The organism is Streptomyces sp. ATexAB-D23, assembly GCF_000373645.1.
Classification (GTDB): domain Bacteria; phylum Actinomycetota; class Actinomycetes; order Streptomycetales; family Streptomycetaceae; genus Streptomyces; species Streptomyces castrisilvae.
In genome coordinates this window covers 20368-36294 of record NZ_KB892026.1, presented here as the reverse complement: position 1 = coordinate 36294, position 15927 = coordinate 20368, and the positions used below count along the sequence as shown (strand labels likewise).

13 protein-coding genes, 1 tRNA gene and 1 pseudogene are annotated in these 15927 nt (G+C 70.7%); 12 read left to right on the top strand and 3 right to left on the bottom strand.

What is annotated here, in order from left to right:
* Nucleotides 1-4: 4 nt before the first annotated feature.
* Nucleotides 5-982 (bottom strand): SMI1/KNR4 family protein, encoded by a 978-nt coding sequence (locus B082_RS0123540; protein WP_026250114.1) that lies wholly within the window; start codon nucleotides 980-982, stop codon nucleotides 5-7.
* Between the two features lie 300 nt (nucleotides 983-1282).
* On the opposite strand from B082_RS0123540, the gene B082_RS0123535 reads away from it, so the two are divergent.
* Nucleotides 1283-1816, top strand: a complete 534-nt coding sequence (locus B082_RS0123535; RefSeq protein ID WP_018554257.1) for a YwqJ-related putative deaminase — start codon at nucleotides 1283-1285, stop codon at nucleotides 1814-1816.
* Nucleotides 1817-1824: 8 nt separating this feature from the next.
* A complete protein-coding gene (locus B082_RS0123530; RefSeq protein ID WP_018554256.1) occupies nucleotides 1825-2358 on the top strand; it encodes an SUKH-3 domain-containing protein in 534 nt (177 codons plus the stop codon).
* 341 nt (nucleotides 2359-2699) lie between these two features.
* Here the strand turns inward: B082_RS0123530 and B082_RS0123525 are convergent, their stop codons facing one another.
* Nucleotides 2700-4025, bottom strand: a complete 1326-nt coding sequence (locus B082_RS0123525) for a sensor histidine kinase (protein WP_199783840.1) — start codon at nucleotides 4023-4025, stop codon at nucleotides 2700-2702.
* A gap of 138 nt (nucleotides 4026-4163) precedes the next feature.
* Between B082_RS0123525 and B082_RS39990 the strand changes: the two are divergent.
* The 7 genes and pseudogenes from B082_RS39990 to B082_RS0123495 all read left to right on the top strand — a co-directional run.
* A pseudogene (locus B082_RS39990) lies at nucleotides 4164-4424 on the top strand (hypothetical protein); the annotation flags it as partial.
* An 11-nt stretch (nucleotides 4425-4435) separates the two neighbouring features.
* Nucleotides 4436-4506, top strand: a tRNA-Gln gene (locus B082_RS0123520).
* Nucleotides 4507-4615: 109 nt separating this feature from the next.
* A complete protein-coding gene (gene glmU / locus B082_RS0123515) occupies nucleotides 4616-6064 on the top strand; it encodes a bifunctional UDP-N-acetylglucosamine diphosphorylase/glucosamine-1-phosphate N-acetyltransferase GlmU (RefSeq protein ID WP_018554254.1) in 1449 nt (482 codons plus the stop codon).
* A 120-nt stretch (nucleotides 6065-6184) separates the two neighbouring features.
* On the top strand, nucleotides 6185-7159 hold the full coding sequence (locus tag B082_RS0123510) for a ribose-phosphate diphosphokinase (protein ID WP_018104112.1): 975 nt from the start codon (nucleotides 6185-6187) through the stop codon (nucleotides 7157-7159).
* A gap of 247 nt (nucleotides 7160-7406) precedes the next feature.
* A complete protein-coding gene (locus B082_RS0123505; RefSeq protein WP_018554253.1) occupies nucleotides 7407-7988 on the top strand; it encodes a 50S ribosomal protein L25/general stress protein Ctc in 582 nt (193 codons plus the stop codon).
* Between the two features lie 107 nt (nucleotides 7989-8095).
* On the top strand, nucleotides 8096-8689 hold the full coding sequence (gene pth, locus B082_RS0123500; protein WP_018554252.1) for an aminoacyl-tRNA hydrolase: 594 nt from the start codon (nucleotides 8096-8098) through the stop codon (nucleotides 8687-8689).
* Nucleotides 8686-9153 carry a hypothetical protein gene (locus B082_RS0123495; protein WP_018554251.1) on the top strand — a complete coding sequence of 156 codons (468 nt, stop codon included), beginning with the start codon at nucleotides 8686-8688 and terminating at the stop codon, nucleotides 9151-9153. Before pth ends, B082_RS0123495 begins: the two co-directional genes overlap by 4 nt.
* 36 nt (nucleotides 9154-9189) lie before the next feature.
* Here B082_RS0123495 and ppc read toward each other — a convergent pair whose 3' ends face one another.
* The gene (gene ppc / locus B082_RS0123490; protein WP_018554250.1) at nucleotides 9190-11919 is read right to left on the bottom strand and encodes a phosphoenolpyruvate carboxylase; all 2730 of its coding nucleotides are present in this window, start codon (nucleotides 11917-11919) and stop codon (nucleotides 9190-9192) included.
* Nucleotides 11920-12255: 336 nt separating this feature from the next.
* Between ppc and B082_RS0123485 the strand changes: the two genes are divergently transcribed.
* From B082_RS0123485 to B082_RS0123475, 3 genes are all read left to right on the top strand, one after another.
* Nucleotides 12256-13236, top strand: a complete 981-nt coding sequence (locus B082_RS0123485; protein WP_018554249.1) for an acyl-CoA desaturase — start codon at nucleotides 12256-12258, stop codon at nucleotides 13234-13236.
* Nucleotides 13233-13919, top strand: a complete 687-nt coding sequence (locus tag B082_RS0123480) for a TetR/AcrR family transcriptional regulator (protein WP_026250113.1) — start codon at nucleotides 13233-13235, stop codon at nucleotides 13917-13919. Before B082_RS0123485 ends, B082_RS0123480 begins: the two co-directional genes overlap by 4 nt.
* Nucleotides 13920-14194: 275 nt before the next feature.
* On the top strand, nucleotides 14195-15871 hold the full coding sequence (locus B082_RS0123475; protein ID WP_237526445.1) for an FG-GAP repeat domain-containing protein: 1677 nt from the start codon (nucleotides 14195-14197) through the stop codon (nucleotides 15869-15871).
* The last annotated feature ends 56 nt before the right edge of the window (nucleotides 15872-15927 follow it).

Below are 15927 nucleotides of genomic sequence, written 5' to 3'. Positions count from 1 at the left end.
GCGCTCACCCCTCCACCGGGACGGCCTGCGCGAAGCCACCGTCCACCATCAGGTTCGCCACCGTCTCCAGCTCCGGCGGATTACCCGCGAGACGCTGGAGGAACGCGTCGAAGTCGTCACCGCACGGCAGCAGCAGCCGCTCCACCCGCTCCTGCACCGTCCAGCCGTCCTGGTCCCGGGCATCGTCGTACGCGCAGAACCACACCGAACCGAGACCCTCGCCCCGCACCTTCACCGCGAGCAGACCCCCCTGGACGAACGCGACGCCCAGGTAGTCCTTCGTCAGGTGGTCCCGCAGACACTTGTTGACGTACACCAGATCGTTCACGGCGGCCTCCTCGCGCACCGTGAAGAACGGCTGGTCGATCAGGAGACCCAGCTCCGCGTCGAGCGCCGCGCCCACCGGGGCCGAACCGCCCGCCGCCTTCAGGAACGAACGGTAGGCACCCGGCAGCCGGTAGCCGAGATCCTCCTCGACGCCCAGGATCTGCTGCTCGCTCACCGCCACGGCCCCCTTGGGAAGCCGGAAGTGGGCGGGCCGCGTCTCCTGCAACGGGCGCGTCCCCCGCTTGTTCTGGTCGACCTGAGTCGACGCGAGCCCGCCGTGGTGGCGCAGCAGCGCCTTCACCTCGACCGGGACCAGCTCCATCCGGCGGCCCCCCGGCACGTGGTGCCAGGTCCAGCCGTGCGGCGTCGCCACCGACGGGATCGTGTCCCACAGCTCGTGACCGGCCGCCGCCATCGCGGCGTTCGCCGACACGTAGTCCGTGAGCCGCAGCTCGTCCACACCGAAACCCTGCGGGGGCTCCGCGATCTCCGCCGCGGCGCGCGCGTACGGCGCGAAATCCGGACAGCCGTTCCCGTCCATACGCACCCCTCTGGGGTGACGGGACGCCCGGACCGGGTCCGGGAAGTGCACGAGCTGCCCGGCATAGGCCGCGTTCGGTGGCGCGGCTTGCTGCCCGAGCCGACCTGTCGTCATGGCGGTTGCCCCCTGCTGCGTCTGGCTGATGAGGACCGACCCAGGGGGTGGTCCAGGCACAGCCTAAGCGGTGACACCCGAACGGGGACCGGCCCCGCCACCCCCGCACGCCATCCGTCACCAACCGTCACAACCGCGTGACGGACGAGCGACGAACGGGCCACCGCCGCGCGACACGCAGACACGTTTCACCGACCCAGCTTTCACAGGACCCGACACATTTGGCAGGCTGTCACCCGCATACACGGGGGGCGTGCACAAAGGCAGCAGCCGCTGCGGGCACGGGAGGGACACAGCACCATGCACACCGCACACTCTGCACACACCGTCACGACCGGGGACCCACGACTCAGCTGGAGCAGCACCGAAACGGGCGCCGCGCCCCGCCTCGCGCAGCGCCGCGACGGCATCCTGCCCGCCGTGGCCGCCGCCCTGTCCGTACGCGGCGAAACCCTCACCTGCACCGCGGGCAAGGGCGACCAGCCACCCGTCCTGCACCACCTGGTGCAGGACTTCCTCGACACCCTCCCCAGCGACCGGCGCGAACGGTTCACCGGCCGCTGCCCCGAGGCCATACTGCTCTCCCGGCACCTCACCGCGGCCGAGAGCGGGCGCTCCAAGCGCGCCCAGCGCAAGCCCCTCACCAACGGCGAGGCACGCCGTGCCCTCAAGCACGCCCGCCTCACCGCCCGCCGCATCCGCGAGGACGGCGACCCGCTGCACGGCAGCTATGCCGCGCCCTGCCGCTCCTGCGCCGTCATGCTCGCCCACTTCGGCGTCCGGCCCGTCGACCTCACCGCGACCGGCGCGGCCACCTCCGCAGAGAAGAGCTGACCGCGCCCATGCACGATCGCACCGACCTTCCCGCACAGGCCGGGCCCGCGACCCGCGACCGCCAGGCCGCCACCCGCTTCCCCGCCGCCGTCGACGCCGCCCTGCGCGCCGCCGGCTGGCAGCCCGGCCGCTGGGACATCCGCCAGGCCGAGGAATGGGCCGACGCCCTGCGCTCGCACGCCTCCCCGGCCGGCCACCAGCACGCCGTCTTCCCCGCCGCCGTCGAGGCCTGGGCCGAATTCGGCGGCCTGCACATCACCGCCACCGCGCCCGGCCGCCAGATCGCGCCCCCGGCCGTCCGCATCGACCCACTGCGCGGACTCCACCTGGCCCGCACCCTCGGGGACCTCGGCCGGGCCCTGGAGACCGAGGTCGCGCCGCTGGGCGAGGAGGGGGAGAACCAGGCGGTCCTCGCGATCGACCAGACCGGCCGGGTCTACAGCGTCGACCACACCGGCGACTGGTACCTCGGCCCGGACATCGACGCGGCCCTCGCGACCCTGGTCGGCGGCGTCCAGCCGGAACGCCTCGTCTCGGGCTGAGGGGGCGCCGGAGGCGCCGGGTCCTCGGGGTCCGGCGCACGCCCGGCGCACGGTCACCACCGCGAGGGTTCCGTCCTCGAACGCCGGACGGGCTGGACACACCCGGGCCCACGCCCGGTGCCCGGACACCACCACCACGGTTCCGTCCTCAAACGCCGGACGGGCCGGGAAGGGCGCCGTCGCCGTCCTCAGACCCCGGGGGGGGCGGGAACGTGCCGCCGTCCTCTCACGCCGGGTGGGCCGGCCATGCCGTCGCCGTCGTCAGACGCCGGACGGGCCGTGGGGGGTGCCGTCGCCGTCGTCAGACGCCGGACGGGCCGTGGGGGGTGCCGTCGCCGTCCTCAGACGCCGGACGGGCCGGGGGTGTCCTCGCTCTCGGCGTCCGGCAGCACCGCCGACACCCGGAAGCCGCCCGTGTCCGTCGGGCCCGAGACGAAGACGCCGCCCAGGCCGAGCACCCGCTCCCGCATCCCGACCAGGCCGTTGCCCCCGCTGGGAAGCCCCGCGTCGGCCGTCGCCGCGTCCGACGGGCCGTTCTCCACCTGCATCGCGACCTCGGCGCCCCGGTGCGCCAGCCGCACCCACGTCTTGGCACCCGCCGCGTGCTTGTGCACGTTGGTCAGGGCCTCCTGCACCACGCGGTACGCCGTCTGCTCGACCTCGGGCGCGTAGGCACGCGTGGCGCCCTCCACCGACAGCTCCACCGTCATGCCGGCGGCGCGCGACTGGCCGACCAGCGCCTCGACCTCGTCCAGCCGCGGCCCGTCCTCCGGCACCGCCGGCGCCGCCCGGCCCACCGAGGCCAGCGGTACCTGGGCCACCCGGGCAACCGCCGGCTCGCCCGCCCGCAGCACGCCCAGCATCTCGCGCAGCTCCGTCAGCGCCTGGCGTCCCATGTCACCCACCAGGGCGGCGTTGCGCACCGCCTTCGCCGGGTCCTTCGGCGCGACCGCCTGAAGGGCCGCGGCGTGCACCACCATCAGGCTCACCCGGTGGGCCACCACGTCGTGCATCTCGCGGGCGATCCTGGTCCGCTCCTCCGTACGCGCCCACTCCGCCCGTTCCTCGGCCCGGTCCGCGAGCAGCGACAGCTCCCGCTCCAGCGAGTCGGCCCGCTCCCGCAGGCTCTCCATCAGCCGCCTGCGTGCCCCTATATAGAGGCCGAACAGCACGGGCGGCGCGGTCAGCCCGACGGCCATGAAGAGGGACAGCATGGGGACGTACCAGTCGCCGGGCCCGAAGTCGGCGTTCTCGTCGACGCCCTGCCGCAGCCGTACGTACGTCACGATGAACGTTCCCACCAGGGACATGCTCATCAGCACCGCGGTGATCCGCCGGGGCACCTCGGACGCGGCCAGCGTGTACAGGCCGACCAGCCCCATCAGGAAGCCCATCTCGGCCGGTGTCGTCGCGATCGACACCAGCACCACCGCGATCGGCCACCGCCTGCGCACCAGCAGCACGGCCCCCGCGATCAGCCCGAACAGCACTCCGAAGGGCACCGGCAGCCCGGTGTCCCACGCGAAGTCCACCCCTTCCAGCCCGCATTCCAGCGCCGAGACCAGCGCGAGCCCCACGTCCAGCGCGACACTCCGTCGCCGTTCCCACCACCAGTAGCCACGGGTGGTCGGTCCCGCCGCTTCCCGGTCTTCCCCCGTTGCGGTCATGGCATCCAGCCTACGGGCGGCCGCATCTCATTTTCGGGGGACCTGCGCAGCACGCCGTACGTTCGACCGGGGGCCAAACGATGAACAACCGCTCGAAACAACGAATCGACTGCCCATTCGACCTGGACGTCCGACCGGCACGTACACATCCACGAGTCGGCCGATGTCCCGAAGGCGGAGCGATTCCGGAGGGCGGAAGCAGGCCCGTCAGGCTCGTTCGGCAGGACCACACTCAAGAGGCACAATCCCAGTACCAACCGCAAGGACACCGGCGAGGGTTACCACGGCTGTCTGGTGATCCGCGTGAACAAAAGTGCTGAGCTGTACCGTCGCATCGAGGGCTGGTGGTGCGGCATAGTAGGTGCTGCAGAACGAGCCGATCAAGAAAATCGGACATAGCGGTAAAACGATCCCGGGTCGTCTAATGGCAGGACAAATGGTTTTGGTCCATTGAATGAGGGTTCGATTCCTTCCCCGGGAGCTCTCCATCACGGGCCCCGACCCAACCGGTCGGGGCCCGCGCCCATGTCCGGCCACACACCCCCCGGTATCCTGCGGATGTCCACCACCCGAAGCCGAAGGGCCTATCCGTGAGCTCCGTACGCCCGGCAGCCGTCGTCGTCCTCGCAGCGGGTGAGGGCACCCGCATGAAGTCGAAGACACCCAAGGTTCTGCACGAGATCTCCGGGCGTTCGCTCGTCGGTCATGTCGTCGCCGCCTCCCGCGAGCTGGACCCGCTCCACCTCGTCGTCGTCGTGGGCCACGCCAGTGAGCAGGTCACCGCGCACCTCACCGCCGCGGACGCCCAGGTTCGCACCGCCTACCAGGCCGAGCAGAAGGGCACCGGCAACGCGGTGCGGGTCGCGCTCGACGAGCTGGGCGGGGCCGTCGAGGGCACCGTGATCGTGGTGTGCGGGGACACCCCGCTGCTGTCCGGCGAGACGCTCGCCGCGCTCGCCGCGACGCACACCGCCGACGGCAACGCCGTCACCGTGCTCAGCGCCGAGGTCCCCGACTCCACCGGGTACGGGCGGATCGTCCGCGACCCGGCGACCGGCGCGGTGACCGAGATCGTGGAGCACAAGGACGCCGACGACGAGCAGCGGGCGATCCGGGAGATCAACTCCGGGGTGTTCGCGTTCGACGGGCAGCTGCTCTCGGACGCGCTCGGCAAGGTGCGGACGGACAACAGCCAGGGCGAGGAGTACCTCACCGACGTGCTGTCCATCCTGCGCGAGGCCGGGCACCGGGTCGGCGCCTCGGTGGCGGACGACCACCGGGAGATCCTGGGCATCAACAACCGGGTACAGCTCGCGGAGGCCCGCCGGCTGCTGAACCAGCGGCTCCTGGAGCGGGCGATGACGGCCGGGGTGACCGTGGTCGACCCGGCGTCCACGCTGATCGACGTGACCGTGACGTACGAGCGCGACGCGCTCGTGCACCCGGGGACGCAGCTGCTGGGGACCACGCACCTCGCCCAGGACACCGAGGTGGGCCCGAACTCGCGGCTGACGGACACCGTCGTGCACGCGGGCGCGCGGGTGGACAACACGGTCGCGGAGGGCGCCGAGGTGGGCCCCGGCGCGCTGGTGGGTCCGTACGCCTATCTGCGCAAGGGCACGAAGCTCGGCCCGAAGGCCAAGGCCGGTACGTACGTGGAGATGAAGAACGCCACGATCGGGGAAGGGACCAAGGTCCCGCACCTGTCGTACGTGGGGGACGCGACCATCGGCGACCACACCAACATCGGTGCGGCGAGCGTCTTCGTGAACTACGACGGGGTGGCCAAGCACCACACGACGATCGGCTCGCACTGCCGCACCGGGTCGGACAATATGTTTGTGGCGCCTGTCACGGTCGGGGACGGCGTCTACACCGCGGCCGGCTCGGTCATCACCAAGGACGTGCCGTCCGGTTCGCTGGCCGTCGCCCGGGGCCAGCAAAGGAATATCGAGGGCTGGGTGGCGCGCAAGCGTCCGGGAAGCGCCGCCGCGCAGGCGGCTCAGGCGGCGGTCGAGGAGTCCGGCAGCGAAAGCTGACCGGAAACAGGCGCGTCGCGCACGGCGTACCGTGATAGATGCTCACCCCATTTCGGCTGGCTCGTTGCACATCGGGACATCTGCGTGCAGCGCCAGGAACACGTCTGAGGAGACTGTGCTGTGACCGGGATCAAGACGACCGGCGAGAAGAAACTGATGCTCTTCTCCGGCCGCGCCCACCCCGAGCTGGCCGAGGAGGTCGCGCACCAGCTGGGTGTGGGCCTCGTGCCGACGAAGGCCTTCGATTTCGCCAACGGTGAGATCTACGTCCGCTTCCAGGAGTCGGCACGTGGCGCGGACTGCTTCCTGATCCAGAGCCACACGGCTCCGATCAACAAGTGGATCATGGAGCAGCTGATCATGCTGGACGCGCTGAAGCGCGCTTCGGCCCGTTCGATCACGGTGATCGTGCCGTTCTACGGCTACGCCCGCCAGGACAAGAAGCACCGTGGCCGCGAGCCGATCTCGGCCCGTCTGGTCGCGGACCTGATGAAGACGGCGGGTGCCGACCGCATCCTCACCGTCGACCTGCACACCGACCAGATCCAGGGCTTCTTCGACGGCCCGGTCGACCACCTGTTCGCGCTGCCGATCCTGGCGGACTACGTGGGCGCGAAGGTCGACCGTTCCAAGCTGACGATCGTTTCGCCGGACGCCGGCCGGGTACGGGTCGCCGACCGCTGGTGCGACCGGCTGGACGCCCCGCTGGCGATCGTGCACAAGCGCCGGGACAAGGACGTCGCCAACCAGGTGACCGTCCACGAGGTCGTCGGCAACGTGAAGGGCCGGGTCTGTGTCCTGGTCGACGACATGATCGACACGGGCGGCACGATCTGCGCCGCCGCCGACGCCCTGTTCGCGCACGGCGCCGAGGACGTCATAGTGACGGCGACGCACGGCGTCCTTTCGGGTCCCGCGGCCGACCGGCTGAAGAACTCCAAGGTCAGCGAGTTCGTGTTCACGGACACCCTGCCGACGCCGGGCGAGCTGGAGCTCGACAAGATCAAGGTGCTGTCGATCGCGCCGACGATCGCCCGCGCGGTGCGCGAGGTCTTCGAGGACGGCTCGGTCACGAGCCTGTTCGAGGAGCAGTAGACCAGCAGGAGCAGCAGAATCAGCAGGAACGATAGGACCTGCGGGAACAGCGGGCAGCGGGTGGCTCCGGTCGCCCACTGATCCACTTTGGGGTGCGGCCTCCCCGCCGGGTAGACTCATCGAGTTGCTCGGCGAGGGAGGCCGTACTCATAGGTACGGCGATCCGTTATCGGCGCGCTCTTCGTAGCAGGCCTGTCGTGGGCCGGGTGACCATCCGCAGTTTCGTCACCTTACGAGGAGTGCCGTCATGGCCGAGATCAAGCTCAACGCCGAGGTCCGTACCGAGTTCGGCAAGGGCGCCGCCCGTCGTGCGCGTCGCGCCAACCTGGTCCCCGCGGTCGTCTACGGCCACGGTGCCGAGTCCGTCCACATCACGCTTCCGGGCCACGAGCTCCAGCTCGCGCTGCGTACCGCCAACGTCCTGATCGGTCTGGAGATCGACGGCAAGGACGCCCTGGTCATCCCGAAGGCCGTCCAGCGCAACCCGCTCAAGGGCGACATCGAGCACGTCGACCTGCTGACCGTGAAGCGCGGCGAGAAGGTCAACGTCGAGATCGCGGTGCACGCCGAGGGCGACCTGGCCCCGGGCGGCAACCTGCTGGAGTACGTGATGAACACGCTGCTCGTCGAGGCCGAGGCCACCCACATCCCCGAGTCCGTCACGGTCTCCGTGCAGGGCCTGGACGCCGGTGCGTCGATCCTCGCCAAGGACATCCCGCTGCCGGAGGGTTCGGTGCTCGCCGAGGCCGACCCGGAGGCGGTCGTTCTCGCGGTCGTCGCCGCTCAGGTCGAGGAAGCCCCCGCGGAGGACTCCGCCGAGGAGGCCTGAGCCTCACACCTGCTTGACTGACGGGGCGGTGGTCTCCTTCCGGAGTCCGCCGCCCCGTTTTCCTGTCCGCGACCGCCGTACGTGTACGAACGAGGAGACTTCGCGCGATGTCCGACGCCACCGACCCCTGGCTGATCGTGGGGCTGGGCAATCCCGGCCCCGAGTACGCGGCGAACCGGCACAACGTCGGTTTCATGGTCGCCGACCTGCTCGCCGAGCGGATCGGCGGGAAGTTCAAGCGGGCCCCGAAGGCGCAGGCGCAGGTGCTGGAGGGGCGGATCGGTCCGCCGGGTCCGCTGAGCCGGCGGGTGGTGGTCGCGAAGCCGATGTCGTACATGAATCTGTCCGGGGGGCCGGTCACGGCGCTGCGGGACTTCTACAAGGTGCCGCTGGACCGTGTGGTGGCGGTCCATGACGAATTGGACATCGATTACGGGACGCTGCGGCTGAAGCTGGGCGGCGGCGACAACGGGCACAACGGGCTGAAGTCGATGACGAAGTCGATGGGCCCCGGCTACCACCGCGTCCGGTTCGGGATCGGCCGGCCGCCGGGGCGGATGCAGGTGGCCGATTTCGTGCTGAAGGACTTCTCGTCCGCCGAGCGCAAGGATCTCGCCTACGAGGTGGACCGGGCGGCCGACGCGGTGGAGTGTCTGCTGGCGGAGGGTCTGGAGCGCGCGCAGTCGGCGTACAACACGTGAGCGGCGCGAAGCGGCGTGCGCTGGGTTACGGCCGTGCCGCGGCGGTCGGCTGTGTCGTCCTGGTGCTGCTGGTGGCGGGTGTGCTGGCGTCGTGGGACGCGGCGCACCACATCGTGCTGGCCAAGGGCCGCGAGCACGGGACGATGACGGTGACGGGGTGCGGCAGCGAGGTCTGTACGGGGCCGTACGCGCCGTCGGACGGGGCCGGGGCGCGGTCCCGGGTGTCGGTGGAGAAGTCGGTGGCGGCCCGCAAGGGGGACCGTTTCGCCGTGGTGGTGAAGCCGGGCACGGACGAGGTGGTGCGGACCGGGGCGGCGGGCTTCTTCCATGCGTGGGTGCCGCTGGGCGGGGCGCTCGTGCTGGCGGCGCTGGTGATCGGCGGGGGTCTGCGGCTGACGCGGACGGCGTGGGGTGCCGGGATCGCGGGCGGGGCGCTGCTGATGGCGGCGTTCATCGCCCTGTGAGGCGCTGAGCGCGCCCCGCCCGCGGTCCGTGCCGGGTCAGCCGGTGTTGCGCAGGCCCGCGGCGACGCCGTTGACGGTGAGCAGCAGGGCGCGGGCGAGCAGCGGGTCGGCTTCCTCGCCGCGTTCGACGGCCTGGCGCTGGCGGGCCAGCAGGGACACCTGGAGGTAGGAGATCGGGTCCAGGTAGGCGTCCCGGATGGCGAAGGTCTGCTGGAGCGCCGGGCTGGTGCCGAGCAGTTCGGTGGAGCCGGTGACCTTGAGGACTTCCTGCACGGTGAGGGCGTGCTCGGCCTCGATCGCGTCGAAGACGTGCTTCAGCTCGTCGGGGACGAGGGTGTCGACGTAGTGCCGGGCGATGCGCAGGTCGGTCTTGGCCAGGGTCATCTCCACGTTGGAGAGGAAGTTGCGGAAGAAGTGCCAGTGCTCGTGCATCTCTTCCAGGACCGTGTCCAGGCCGGCTTCGCGCAGGGCCTTGAGGCCGGAGCCGACGCCGAACCAGCCGGGCACGATCTGCCGGGACTGGGTCCAGCCGAAGACCCACGGGATGGCGCGCAGGCCGTCGAGCGAGACGCCGGAGCCGGGGCGGCGGGAGGGCCGTGAGCCCAGGTGCAGGTCGGCGAGCTGGTCGACGGGGGTGGAGGCGAGGAAGTAGGACGGCAGGTCCGGGTCCTCGACGAGCTTGCGGTAGGCGGCGTGGGCGGCGTCGGAGACGGTGTCCATGGCCGCGTCCCAGCGGGCGAGGGCCTCGTCGGACTGGCGGGGCGCGGTGTGCAGGGCGGATGCCTGGAGGGTGGCCGCGACGGTCAGTTCGAGGTTCTCGCGGGCGAGGGCGGGGATGAGGTACTTGTCGGAGATGACCTCGCCCTGCTCGGTGACCTTGATCTCGCCCTCCAGGGTGCCCCAGGGCTGAGCGAGGATCGCGTCGTGCGAGGGGCCGCCGCCGCGGCCGACGGTGCCGCCGCGGCCGTGGAAGAGGCGCAGGCGTACGCCGTAGCGGTGGGCGACGTCGCGCAGCCGGCGCTGGGCGCGGTGGATCTCCCACTGGGAGGTGGTGATGCCGCCGAACTTGGAGGAGTCGGAGTAGCCGAGCATGACCTCCTGGACGTCGCCGCGCAGGGAGACGAGGCGGCGGTAGGAGGGGTCGGCGAGCATCTCGTCGAGGATGACGTCGGCGGCGCGCAGCTCGTCGGTGGTCTCCAGGAGGGGGACGATGCCGATCTCGGCCCAGCCGGCGTGGAGGTCGATGAGGCCGGCCTCGCGGGCGAGGACGGCGGCGGCGAAGACGTCGTCGGCGCCCTGGCACATCGAGATGATGTAGGACTCGATGACCTCGGGGCCGAAGCGCTGGAAGGCTTCCTTGATGGTGTGGAAGACGCCGAGGGTCTTCTCGCCGGCGGCGTCGAGGGGGGCCGGGGTGGGGGCGAGGGGGCGGCGGGAGCGCAGTTCCTTGGCGAGGAGCTTCTGCCGGTAGTCGCGGGGCATGTCGGCGTAGCGCCAGGATTCCTCGCCGAGCCGGTCGAAGAGCTGGCCGAGGGCGTGGTGGTGGGCGTCGGCGTGTTCGCGGACGTCCATGGTGGCGAGCTGGAGGCCGAAGGCGGCGAGGGTGCGGATGGTGCGGTCCATGCGGCCGTCGGCGACGATGCCGCCGCGGTGCCGGCGCAGGGAGTCCTGGACCAGGACGAGGTCGGCGATGAGTTCGGCGGTGCCGAGGTAGTCGCAGCCGGGGCGGTGGGGGCGGCCGGTGGCGAGGCGTTCGCGGGTGTTGACGAGCTTCTGGCGGATGCAGGTCGCCTTGAGGCGGTAGGGCTCCTCGGCGTTCAGCCGCTTGTAGCGGGGGCTGATCTCGGGGAGGAGTTCGAGGTCGGTCTGCAGGGAGGCGAGGAGTTCGTCGGTGGCGCCGGTGTAGCGGATGGAGTTGGAGAGCAGTCCGCGCAGCTGGTCGACCAGTTCGAGGGCGTCGGTGATGCCGTGCTCGTGCTGGAGGATCAGGACGTCCCAGGTGACGGCGGGGGTCACGTTGGGGTTGCCGTCGCGGTCGCCGCCGATCCAGGTGCCGAAGGTGAGGGGGCGGGTGCCGGCGGGGAGTTCGACGCCGACGCGTTCGAGTTCGGCGGCGAGGTCCTCCAGGACGTCGCCGACGGCGTTGGCGTGCAGCTCGTCCAGGTAGTAGATGGCGTTGCGGGCCTCGTCGGCGGGCTCGGGGCGCACGACGCGCAGCTCGTCGGTCTGCCAGATGAGGTCGATGTTCTCGGCGAGTCTGAGGTCCTGGCGGCGGCGGTCGGCCTCGATGACGGGGGTGTCGAGGAGGGCGGCGATGCGGCGGAGCTTGTTGAGGACGGAGCGCCGGGCGGCCTCGGTGGGGTGCGCGGTGAAGACGGGGCGCACGTTGAGGTTCTTGACGGTGGCGCGCAGGTGCTCCGGGTCGGCGTCCTTGAGGCGGTCGGCGGTGCGGGCGAGGAGGCCGCCCTCGGCCGCGCGGCGGTCGCGCATCTCGTGGGCGCGGTGGACCTGCTCGGTGACGTTGGCGAGGTGGAAGTAGGTGGAGAAGGCGCGGACGAGCTGGGCCGCGGTCTCCAGGTCCGTGTCGCCGAGGAGCTCGGCCGCGGCCTCGCCGTCGGTGCGGGTCAGGGCGCGGACGCGCTCGACGAGGTCGAGGAGTTCCGGGCCCTCCTGGCGTACGAGGGTCTCGCCCAGGAGGTCGCCGAGGCGTCGGATGTCGGCGCGCAGCTCGGGGCTGGCGGCGGGGGTCTGGTCGGCACTGCTCACAGTGTGCGGCTCCTTGCAGTGGTTGTGCACGGGACCCGGGGACCGCGGTCGGCGGATGCCGACGCCACCCCGGAAAGCAGGGTGCGGACCGCGCTGTCCGACCTCTCCAGGATAGGTGTCCGTGCTCTGGGTGCTGTTCGCGCCCCGGAAGGTGTCCTCGGTTCGTGACGTGTCCGGCCGGGGTACGCGGAGTGTGTCTACCCGGTATTCGTCCGTCCGTGCGTGGTGTTTCGTCCTCTCGTGGGCGGGCCTTCGCGCTGCCATACTTACGAAGCCGTAGGTTACGGATGCGTAACCCTGGCTGTCCGACCCGCTCTCACCCTCAGGGGACTCCCCATGAAGACCAGCCCCGAAGTGATCGAGGCCGCTCCGGCGGCCGGTGACCAATCCCTTCCCTCCGCCACGCTCGGCGGGGACAACAAGCGGTCGATCGAGCAGATCGCGCTCCTGCTGTTCATCGTCGTGCCGTTCGTGGCGCTGGTCGCGGCGGTGCCGCTGGCCTGGGGCCGCGGTGTGAGCTGGCTCGATCTGGGCCTGATGGTGGCGATGTACTTCATCGGCTGCCACGGCATCACGATCGGCTTCCACCGGTACTTCACGCATGGTTCGTTCAAGGCGAAGCGTCCGCTCCGCATCGCCCTGGCCGTGGCCGGTTCGCTGGCGGTCGAAGGTCCGCTGGTGCGCTGGGTGGCCGATCACCGCAAGCACCACCGGTTCTCGGACGCGGAGGGCGATCCGCACTCGCCGTGGCGTTTCGGTGAGTCGCTGCCGGCGCTGATGAAGGGCCTGTGGTGGGCCCACATCGCGTGGATGTTCGATGAGGAGCGGACCCCGCAGCAGAAGTACGCGCCGGACCTCATCAAGGACCCGGCGATCCGCGGCATCTCGCGCCACTTCCTGACGTTCACGATCATCTCGCTGGCGATCCCCCCGCTGATCGGCGGTCTGGTGACGATGTCGTGGTGGGGTGCGGCGACGGCGTTCTTCTGGGGCTCCCTGGTACGGGTGGCCCTGCTGCACCACGTGACGTGGTCGATCAACTCGATCTGCCACGCGGTCGGCAAGCGCCCCTTCAAGTCCCGTGACAAGTCCGGCAACGTGTGGTGGCTCGCGGTCCTGTCGTGCGGCGAGTCCTGGCACAACCTGCACCACGCGGACCCGACCAGCGCCCGGCACGGGGTGATGCGCGGTCAGATCGATTCGAGCGCCCGGCTGATCCGGTGGTTCGAGCAGGCCGGCTGGGCGTACGACGTGCGCTGGCCCGACTCCGCCCGTATCGAGTCCCGGCGCGACCGCGCGGCGGCCGACCCGGCATGATGGACGACGTGGCGACCGACTCCAGCGCAAGCAGCGAGAACACCCGTGCACCTTCCACACGACGGGCCCGCCGGGTCCGGATGACCGGGAAGGAACGCCGGGAGCAGCTGCTGGACATCGGTCGCACCTTGTTCGCCGACAAGGGCTTCGAGGGCACGTCGGTGGAGGAGATCGCCGCCCGCGCGGGGGTCTCGAAGCCGGTCGTCTACGAGCACTTCGGCGGCAAGGAGGGGCTGTACGCGGTCGTGGTGGACCGGGAGATGCGCCAGCTCCTGGACATGGTGACCGGTGCGCTGACCGCGGGGCATCCGCGTGAGCTGCTGGAGCAGGCGGCGTTCGCGCTGCTGGACTACATCGAGACGTACACGGACGGTTTCCGCATCCTGGTCCGTGACTCGCCGGTCGCCCAGTCCACGGGCACGTTCGCCTCCCTGATCAGTGATATCGCGACCCAGGTGGAGGACATCCTCGGGCTGGAGTTCAAGGCCCGCGGCTTCGACGCGAAGCTGGCACCGCTGTACGCGCAGGCGCTGGTGGGCATGGTGGCGCTGACGGGGCAGTGGTGGGTGAACGCGCGCAAGCCGAAGAAGGCGGAGGTCGCCGCCCATCTGGTGAACCTGGCCTGGCACGGCCTGGAGAACCTGGAGTCGAAGCCGCGGCTGATCGGCCACCGCAAGAGCTGAACGGCCGGTGGGGCCGGGGGCGGTATGTGGCCGAGCCGCAATGTTGATCCCCGGCAAAACCACTTCAGTTGCGCTGTACACAGTTGTAGAGTCTGTGAATATCCCGGGAATGGTTCTTCACCGCTGCATGTCATGCACCCGTGAAGGCTATTCACCCGGTTCCACCACTTACCCCTGGGGGGGCTTTGTCTTCTGTGGAACCCGGCCGCTCTGTTCCGCGCCCGAAGCGCGCGCGGCGGCTCGCGGCCTGCACCGCACTCGTTCTCTCCGCCGGCATGCTGCTGGCGGCCCCGGCCTCGGCCGATGACTCGGCGCCCGTACCTCGCGGCGCCACCCCGCAGTTCACCCCGGAGTCCGGCGGTCAGCCGACGCTGACGCTGCCCAAGCGCACCGCGAAGAAGAAGTCCGGTGCCTCGCGTGCGCCGGGCGCCGCGTCGGCGGCCGCCGTTGCGGCCAAGCCGCTGAGCGACCTCGACGGCGACGGCTACAGCGACACGCTGTACCGGGGGCTCGACGGCAACCTCTACGCCATCACGGACGCGTCGGGCTCGCACCCGTACCAGATCAACAGCGACGACCAGTTCGAGACGCCCAAGGACATCATCACGCCGGGCGACCTCGACGGCGGCGGCATGTCCGAGGTCCTGACGCTCTCGGCGGCGGGCAAGCTCTCGCTCTACCAGAGCTGGGGCGCCGACAGCACGGGTTACGTCACCTGGTCGGGCAACGGCTGGCAGAAGTACAACAAGGTCGTCTCCCCCGGCGACCTGAACGGCGACGGCCGCGGCGACCTGATCGCTCGGACGCCCTCCGGTGACATCTACGTCTACATCTCCACCGGCAAGGTCGACAGCGCGCCCTTCAAGGCCGGCGTCAAGGTGGGCTACGGCTGGAACGTCTACGACCAGATCGTGGGCACCAACGACGTCAACGGCGATGGGCTCGGCGACGTCATCGCCCGTACGACCGGCGGCGACCTGTACTTCTACGCGGGCACCGGCGACCCGGCGAAGCCGTTCAAGGCGCGCGTCAAGGTCGGCTACGGCTACGACATCTACAACCAGCTCATCGGTGTCGACGACATCGACGGCGACGGGCTCGGCGACCTCCTCGCCCGCAAGCCCGGCGGCGACGTCTTCACCTACCTGTCCACCGGAAACGGCACCTTCGAGCCGCGCGTGGCCTCCGGCAGCGGATGGAACGCGGCGGCGCTGTTCGTCGGCGCGGGCGGCAACCCGGACTTCGGCAAGCACGAGCTGGAGGGCCGCACCAAGGGCGGCAGCCTCTACTGGTACCAGGCCCGGAACAACGGGCAGTTCTTCCCCCGCCAGCTGGACAGCTCGGACACCGGCTGGAACCAGGTGAGCCTGTCGCTCGCCTCCTCGCTGGACAACGACGGCTGGGGCGACCTCGTCCAGCAGTACCAGGGCCAGCTCTACGTCGGCGCCGAGTACATCGGGTCCGGCTGGCAGGTCTACAACAGCCTGACCGGTCCCGGCGACCTGAGCGGCGACGGCAAGGGCGACCTGCTGGCCCGCGACACCAAGGGCGACCTGTACCTGTACAAGGGCAACGGCCTGGGCACCAAGTTCGCCACCAAGGTCAAGGTCGGCTACGGCTACCAGGCGTACACCAAGATCGTCGGCGCCGGGGACCTCAGCGGCGACGGCATCGCGGACGTCGTGGCCATCGCCAAGGACGGCACGCTCTACCTGTACAAGGGCACGGGCGACGCCGCGAAGCCGCTCTCGGCCCGCGTCAAGATCGGCACCGGCTACAACATCTACAAGCAGTTCGCCGCTCCGGGCGACATGGACGGCGACGGCAGGGCCGACCTGATCGGCGTCGACGGCAAGGGCGACGTGTACCGCTACACGTCCACCGGCACCGGCCAGCTCACCAAGCGCGTCAAGATCGGCTACGGCTGGGACACCTACAACGGCCTGTACTGACCGGCCCGCGTGAACCCCGGCGCCCCGTCCCCACTCGCTCGTGGGGGCGGGGCGCT

Bases quoted from the DNA above. Each gene is read 5' to 3' on its own strand.
- pth (WP_018554252.1), top strand. From the start codon at position 8,096: ATGTCCGACGCCACCGACCCCTGGCTGATCGTGGGGCTGGGCAATCCC.
- B082_RS0123525 (WP_199783840.1), bottom strand. From the start codon at position 4,025: ATGACCGCAACGGGGGAAGACCGGGAAGCGGCGGGACCGACCACCCGT.
- B082_RS0123505 (WP_018554253.1), top strand. From the start codon at position 7,407: ATGGCCGAGATCAAGCTCAACGCCGAGGTCCGTACCGAGTTCGGCAAG.
- B082_RS0123530 (WP_018554256.1), top strand. From the start codon at position 1,825: ATGCACGATCGCACCGACCTTCCCGCACAGGCCGGGCCCGCGACCCGC.
- B082_RS0123485 (WP_018554249.1), top strand. From the start codon at position 12,256: ATGAAGACCAGCCCCGAAGTGATCGAGGCCGCTCCGGCGGCCGGTGAC.
- B082_RS0123480 (WP_026250113.1), top strand. From the start codon at position 13,233: ATGATGGACGACGTGGCGACCGACTCCAGCGCAAGCAGCGAGAACACC.
- B082_RS0123475 (WP_237526445.1), top strand. From the start codon at position 14,195: ATGCTGCTGGCGGCCCCGGCCTCGGCCGATGACTCGGCGCCCGTACCT.
- B082_RS0123535 (WP_018554257.1), top strand. From the start codon at position 1,283: ATGCACACCGCACACTCTGCACACACCGTCACGACCGGGGACCCACGA.
- B082_RS0123540 (WP_026250114.1), bottom strand. From the start codon at position 982: ATGACGACAGGTCGGCTCGGGCAGCAAGCCGCGCCACCGAACGCGGCC.